The sequence below is a fragment of the Gordonia phosphorivorans genome (assembly GCF_042432625.1).
GTDB lineage: Bacteria > Actinomycetota > Actinomycetes > Mycobacteriales > Mycobacteriaceae > Gordonia > Gordonia phosphorivorans.
In genome coordinates this window covers 1-7,885 of record NZ_JBHLWV010000014.1, presented here as the reverse complement: position 1 = coordinate 7,885, position 7,885 = coordinate 1, and the positions used below count along the sequence as shown (strand labels likewise).

Annotated in this window: 1 pseudogene; it reads left to right on the top strand. The window is 67.4% G+C overall.

The features are described 5' to 3' along the window. Window positions 1–13: 13 nt before the first annotated feature. Window positions 14–7,885 (top strand): annotated as a pseudogene (locus ACFFJD_RS05530) (amino acid adenylation domain-containing protein); the annotation flags it as partial.

Below are 7,885 nucleotides of genomic sequence, written 5' to 3'. Positions count from 1 at the left end.
GCGGGAATTGTCGATGGTGGCGGTGGGTCGGGCTCCGGCGTTGCCGCCGGTGACGTCGGTGGTGCCGCGTCCGGAGCGGGTGCCGTTGTCGTTTGCGCAGCAGCGGATGTGGTTCCTGAACCAGTTCGATCCGTCGGCGGCGACCTACAACATCCCGGTCGTGTTGCGGCTGACCGGCGTCCTCGATATCAAGGCGCTGCGGCAAGCCGTGGCCGACGCGGTGGTGCGGCACGAAGTGCTGCGGACGACGTTCCCGGCGTTCGACGGCGTGCCGTATGAGCTCATTGCTCCGGCGGACCGGGTGAGTCAGTACCTGGACTGGGCGGTGGTCGATTCGCAGGACCAACTCGAAGCGGCGGTCACCGCGGGCTTTGACGTGCGGACCGATCAACCGCTGCGAATCCGGCTGTGGCAGGCCGGTTCTGGGGAGTATGTCCTCGCCGTCGTGGCACATCACATCGCCTCCGACGGCGAGTCGATGCGGCCCCTGGTCACCGACATGGTTTCGGCGTACGCGGCGCGCTCGGCCGGCGACGTGCCGGACTTCCCGCCGCTTGCCGTGCAGTTCGCGGACTATGCGATCTGGCAGCACGAGGTGCTGGGTTCTCCGGAAGACGCGACGTCTGTGGTGGGCAGGCAGTTGTCCTACTGGCGTGAGCAGTTGGCCGGTGCGCCGGATGTCTTGGATCTTCCGACGGACCGGGTGCGCCCCGCCGTCGCCACGCACCGGGGTGCGCGGTACGAGTTCGTGGTTCCCGCGGACCTGGGACGGCGAGTGTCCGACCTCGCGCGGGCAGCCGGTGCCACACCGTTCATGGTGGTCCACGGTGCACTCGCGGTACTCCTAGGCAGGCTTGCCGCGACCGGTGACGTCTCGATTGCCACTCCGATCGCAGGCCGCGGGCACGCGGTCCTGGACGCTCTCGTCGGCATGTTCGTGAACACCCTGGTCCTGCGCACCCAGATCGCGCCGGCGGACTCCTTCACCGAGGTCATCAATCAGATCACCGACGTCGATCTGGCGGCTTTCGATCATGCGGACGCACCGTTCGAGACGGTGGTGGACGCCGTCGATCCGGTACGCAGCGAGGCATTCGGTCCCCTTGCGCAGGTGGTTCTCGCCGTGACCCAGGGGGTCGTCGAAGTACCGGCCGTCGAGGTGGGGCAGCTCGACGTGGCCCCGGTGGCTGCTCCGGAGGTGGCCGCTCGATACGACCTCGACGTCAATATCGGGATGCTCGACGGCGAGAGCTGGCCATCGTCGATCGTGTTCGCCACCGACCTGTTCGATGAGGTGACCATCGGCCGACTGGTCGAACGATTCCTGACTCTGCTCGACGAACTGACCGCTGATCCTTCCCGTGCGGTGGGCGACGTCGACATTCTCGACGCCGGTGAGCGTGAGCGGTGGGCGGCGCTTCCGGCGCCGGTGCACCCGGATTCCGCTGATCGCACCCTGGTGGAACTGTTCGCCGATTCGGTCGTGCAGCACTCGCGACGCCCCGCGGTGAGTGCGCTGGGCCGCACGCTGTCGTACGCCGAGCTGGACGAGCTCTCGTCGGTGGTCGCGGCCGGACTGGCTGCGCAGGGTGTGAATTCGGGTGATCTGGTCGGTCTGGCGACGGCGCGCTCGGTGGATTTGGTGGTCGCCATTCTGGGTGTTCTCAAGGCCGGGGCCGCCTACCTACCGCTGGACGCGACCAATCCGGTCGATCGCCTTTCCCACATCGTCGCCGATTCCGGCGTGCGGGTCGTGATCACCGATCGGTCGACGACCGGGCATCCGCTGTGGTCGGTGATGCCTGCCGGCGTCGCGGTCATCGACGTAGCGGATCTATCCGCGGGATCCGGCGGAGCAGCTGTGCCTGCCGGGCCCGTGCTCCCGGCATCGCTCGCCTATGTCATCTATACGTCGGGCTCGACGGGTCTGCCCAAGGGCGTCGAGGTGACGCATGCCGATGTCGCCGCGCTGATGAGTGCGTGCAGGGAAGACTTCGACTTCCGCAGTGACGACGTATGGACGCTGTTCCACTCGTACGCGTTCGACTTCTCCGTCTGGGAACTGTGGGGCCCGTTGCTGTCGGGTGCCCGAGTTGCGATCGTCGATCGCGAGTTGGCGCGCGATATCGATGCTTTCACCGGCTTTCTCGAGGCAGAGCAGGTGACAGTGCTCTCGCTGACTCCTTCGGCGTTCTACCAGCTGATCGATGCTCGACGTCGGTGCGGCCCGGAGCTGGCGCTGCGGTATGTGGTGTTCGGCGGTGAGGAACTCAGCTTTGACCACGTGGACCGGTGGTTTGATGAGAACCCCGACGACACTGCGCAGCTGGTGAACATGTACGGCATCACCGAGACCACGGTGCATGTGAGCTATCGGCCGATCCTCCGGGGCTCGGTGAGTGGGGCCGATCGATCGTTCATCGGGCGTGCGCTGAGTTCGCTGTCGATCTACCTTCTCGATGACCGGCTGCGGCCGGTGCCAGAGGGTGTGGCAGGCGAAATGTACGTGGGCGGCGCGCAGTTGGCGCAGGGTTATCTCGAGCGCCGGGAGCTCACGGCTACTCGTTTCGTGGCGAATCCGTTCGCCGACGAGGTGACCGGTACGCGTCTGTATCGGACCGGTGATCGTGCGCGGTGGATTGGCGACGACATCGAGTATCTCGGTCGCGCTGACGGTCAAGTGCAGTTGCGGGGCTTCCGAATCGAGTTCGGTGAGGTCGAAGCAGCACTGCTGAGCGCACCGGGCGTCATAGGCGCCGCAGCCGCCATCGCTGCCGACCCCGTGCGAGGAGATCTTCTGGTGGGCTATGTCGTCGGCGACGGCGAATCCGCCAGTGATGTCTCGGTGATCCGGGAGTTCACCGGATCGAAGGTGCCGCGGTACATGGTGCCCGACGTGGTGGTGGCGGTGGACCGCTTGCCGTTGACCGCGAACGGCAAGCTCGATCGACGAGCCCTGCCTGCACCGGATTTCGGCGATTCTGCCGAGTACGTGGAACCGGTCGGTGACGATGAGATCGCGGTGGCCCAGGTCTTCGTGGACGTTCTCGGTGTGGAGCGAGTGTCGGTGACGACCTCGTTCTTCGACCTGGGGGGAAATTCACTATCAGCAATGCGGGTGGCTGCGCGGGTGGGTGAGGCGCTAGGCGCCGACCTGTCGGTGCGGGACCTTTTCGATAATCCGACGGTGCGGGAGTTGGCGGGGATGTTGGCGGGAATCACGGATACGGACGGTGCGCGTGCACCGATGGTCAAGGTCGACCCCCGCCCGGATCGTGTTCCGCTGTCCTTTGCGCAACAGCGTCTCTGGCTCGTCAACCGACTCGATCCGACATCGACGGCGTACAACATCCCGACGGTGCTTCGCCTGACCGGAGCCCTCGATCTCGATGCCCTGCATGCCGCCGTCGCGCGTGTCGTGCAACGGCACGAGATTCTGCGGACCACCTTCCCCGAGACCGGCGGCGTCGCCGAACAGAAGATCGGCCGTGCCTCGGCAGTGGCGGCACGCCTCGACTGGGACATCGTCGACAGCGAAGACGAGCTGCGCGAAGCCGTTCTGACCGGCTTCGACGTGACCAAGTCGTGGCCGATACGGGTACGCGTGTGGCCGGTCAGCGCCGATGAACATGTGCTTGCGGTCGTGGTCCATCACATCGCCTTCGACGGCGAATCCCGGACTCCGATGGTCACCGACATGATCGCCGCGTACCTGGCGGAACTCGCCGACGAAGATCCGGTGTTCGGACCGATGGACATCCAGTTCGCCGACTACGCGATCTGGCAGCACCGGGTGCTCGGCACGCCGGACGACCCGGACTCGGTGGTCGGCCGGCAGCTCGAGCAGTGGCGAGAGACCCTCTCCGGGCTGCCCGACCTCGTCGAGTTGCCGTCGGATCGTCCGCGACCGGCCACCCCGAGCGGGGCCGGAGCCATTGTGTCGCAACAGATCCCGGCCGACCTCGCCGACCGAATCAGCGTCTTCGCGGCCGAACAGGGGGCGACACCGTTCATGGTGGTCCACGCTGCGCTCGCAGCGATGATCGCGCGGCTCACCGGGAGCGACGACATCGCCGTCGGCACGCCGATCGCCGGACGCGGCAGTAAGGTGCTCGATCCCCTCGTCGGCATGTTCGTCAACACCCTGGTGCTGCGCACCGGCGTCGACGGCAACGGCTCGTTCACTGACCTGGTCGCCGGCGCCAAGCACGCCGACCTCACGGCCTTCGCGAATGCCGATGTGCCGTTCGAAGCGGTGGTCGACGCCGTCGACCCGGCCCGGTCGTCGGCCTTTGCGCCGTTCACTCAGGTGTGGCTGTCCTTCGATCAGGGTGCGGCTCAGACCCAGAGCGCGGAACTGGCCGCCGCAGATATCGGCGGCCTGCACGTCGAGGGCGTCGACCCGGGCGGGGTGCCGGCGCGGATCGACCTGCTCGTCACCGTTGTGCAAACTCCGGACAGCGATGATTGGCATGTCGACTTCACCTACGCGGTCGACCTCTTCGACGAATCCACGGTGGCGACGTTCGGTGACTATCTGATCGGCATCCTGCACGCCGGCACGGACCAGCCGACGGTCGCCGTCGGAGACCTGCCGCTGGTGGCGCAGGACCGTGAGCCCGCCGCCGGTGACGCTGGCCCGGCGCCGTCGACGATCGTGCCGGAGTACCGCGTGGTCGACCCGGTCGCCGACGCCCACCAGGCAATGACGGTGACCGGCGACGCGGTGGAACCGGTGCTTCTCAAGGACATCTTCGCGAGGGCCGCCGAACTGTGGGGACCGCGTCAAGCCGTCGTCGACGGCAGCGGTGCCATGCTCACGTACGCGCAGCTGGATGCGCGTTCGAATCAGCTCGCGCGCTGGCTCATCGAACGCGGTGCCGGCACCGAGACGCTGGTGGCACTCGCGATCGGCCGGTCGGTCGACCTCCTGGTCGCCATTTGGGCGGTCAGCAAGACCGGAGCCGGCTACGTCCCGATCGATCCCGACTACCCGGCCGACCGCGTGTCGGCGATGATCGAAGACTCTCGCGCGAGCCTCGGGCTCACCCTCGAAGCGGTCGGCTCACTGCCGTCCGAGGACGTCACCTGGCGTCCGCTCGACTCTGCGCCGGTGGTCGCCGAGATCGACGGCATGAGCGTCGCACCGATCGCGACGAACGAACTGCGGGCGCCCGTTCGCGTCCACAACACCGCGTACGTGATCTTCACCTCGGGATCCACGGGCCGCCCCAAGGGTGTCGCCGTCACGCACGCCGGACTGGCGAACTTCGCCGAGGAGGAGCGACGACGGTCCAGCGCCGACGAGTATGCGCGCGTCCTTGGCTTCGCCTCACCGAGCTTCGACGCGTCGGTTCTCGAGTACCTGCTGGCCACTGCCAGCGGCGGTGTGCTGATCTACCGGCCGGCCGAGGCCGTCGGCGGCACCGAACTGCAGGACTACATGATGCGGCAGGCGGTGACCCACACCTTCCTGACCCCGACCGTCCTGTCGACGATGGAGTCGACGGCCCTGCCGGCGTTGCGCGTGGTGTACGCCGGTGGTGAAGCCGTTCCGCAGGCACTGAAGGATCAGTGGGCCACCATGCGGCGAGTGCAGAACCTGTACGGCCCGACGGAGACCACGATCGGCGTCACCATCAGCGAACCGATGCACATCGGCGCGCCGGTGTACCTCGGCGGCCCGATCAACGGTGTCGGGCTTCTGGTGCTGGACAATCGGCTCAAGCCGGTGCCCCCGGGCGTGCCGGGAGAGCTCTACATCGTCGGTCACGCGGTGTCCCGCGGGTACCTCGACGACCCGGGCCTGACTTCGGTCCGCTTCGTCGCCAACCCCTACGGGCGACCGGGCGACCGGATGTACCGGACCGGCGACATCGTCCGGTGGCGCAAGGACCCCGCGGGGCTCCCGGCATTGGAGTACTCGGGTCGCAGCGACGATCAGGTCAAGATGCGCGGTCTGCGCATCGAGCTCGGTGAGATCGAGTCGGCGTTGGCCTCGCACGAGGCGGTCGACTCCGCCGTCGTCATCGGCGTGGGCGGTTCCGTGGCGACCGCACTGGCCGCGTACGTGGTGGGGCACGGCGAGATCGACGTCGCGCGAGTGAAGTCGCATCTGGCCGAACGACTGCCGTCGCACATGGTGCCGGCCTCGATCACCGTGCTCGACGCGCTGCCGCTGACTCCGGTGGGCAAGCTCGATAAGCGCGCACTTCCCGAGCCGGTGATCGAAGCGGGCGAGTACATCGCACCCGCGACGGACACCGAACGTGCCGTGGCGGCCGTGTTCGCCGAGCTCCTCGACCTCGACCTCGAAGCGGTCTCGGCGACGGCCGACTTCTTCGACCAGGGCGGAAACTCGCTGTCGGCGACTCGTCTCGCAGCGCGCGTCAGCGAGAAGCTCGATGCCGCGGTGACGGTACGCGACATCTTCGAGACCTCCACGGTGCGCGAATTGGCGGCTGCCGCCGAAGGCCGTGCCGCGGCGCTCGCCCCGATCGTCAAGATCGAGCAGCGCCCCGAGCGGGTGCCGCTGTCGTACGCCCAGCAGCGGATGTGGTTCATCAACCAGCTCGACCCGAGTCGATCCACCTACAACATTCCGGCGGCGCTCCGCTTGACCGGAACCGTCGACATCGACGCGCTGCGGGACGCGTTTGCCGACGTCGTGACCCGGCACGAGGTACTGCGCACGGTGTTCCCCGTCGAGGCGGGGACCCCGCGCCAGGACGTTCAGTCGGTCGCCGCCGCCGTGGAACGGCTCGACTGGGCGATCGCGTCGGGACCCGCCGAGTTCGAGGCGGACCTGCGTCGAGGCTTCGACACCGCGACCGAACTACCGGTCCGAATGCGGCTGCTCCGCGACGGCGACGACGTGATTCTGGCGATCGTGGTGCACCACATAGCTTTCGACGGTCAGTCGTTCGGTCCGCTCGTCACCGATTTGCTCACCGCCTATGTGGCGCGGGCTGCGGGCGGTGCGCCGGAGTTCGCTCCGCTGCCGGTGCAGTTCGCGGACTATGCGCTGTGGCAGCACGGCGTGCTCGGTGCCGTGGACGATCCGGAATCGGTGGTCGGTCGGCAGATCGCCTACTGGCGCGATCAGCTGGCAGGCGTACCCGACGTCCACGAGCTGCCGACTGATCACCCGCGCCCGCTGGTGGCGAGCCAACGGGGCGCCCAGTCGGTCGTCGAGATCCCCGCCGAGGTCGCCGGCCGCGTCGCCGACCTGGCCGCCGAAGCCGGCGTGACTCGATTCATGGTTTTCCATGCGGCGNGATGCGTTGGTGGGCATGTTCGTCAATACGTTGGCGTTGCGGACTCGGGTGGATGGGGCGTCGTCGTTCGCGCAGGTGTTGGCGGAGGTGAAGGGCGCTGATCTGGCGGCGTTCGAGCATGCTGAGGTGCCGTTCGAGTCGGTGGTGGATGCGTTGAATCCGGTACGGTCGGAGGCTTTCTCGCCGATCGTGCAGATCATCTTGTCGGTGGACCCGCTGACCGTGGCCGAGCCGATCGCTGTCGGCGACATCGCGGCCACGCCTCTCGAAGCGATCGAGACGCCGGCCCAGATGGATCTCAACATCACCATTTCCACCGGCGAGGACGACGAGGCGTGGCCCACGCTGATCACCTACGCCACGGACCTGTTCGAGCAGGCGACCGTCGAGTTGCTGGGCCGTCGGTTCGTCGAGGTGCTCGATGCCGCGGTGTCGTCGCCGGAGTCGCCGGTCGGTGACCTCGCCCTGCTCGATCCAGCTGCCCGCGCGAGTGTTCTCGCGGAGTCGGCGGGTGTGGTGGTGCCGGTGTTGGAGGAGTCGATTGCTGATGCGGTCGCTACCCGAATTGTGGAGGTTCCGTCGGCAGTAGCCCTTGTTGTTGGAGAGCG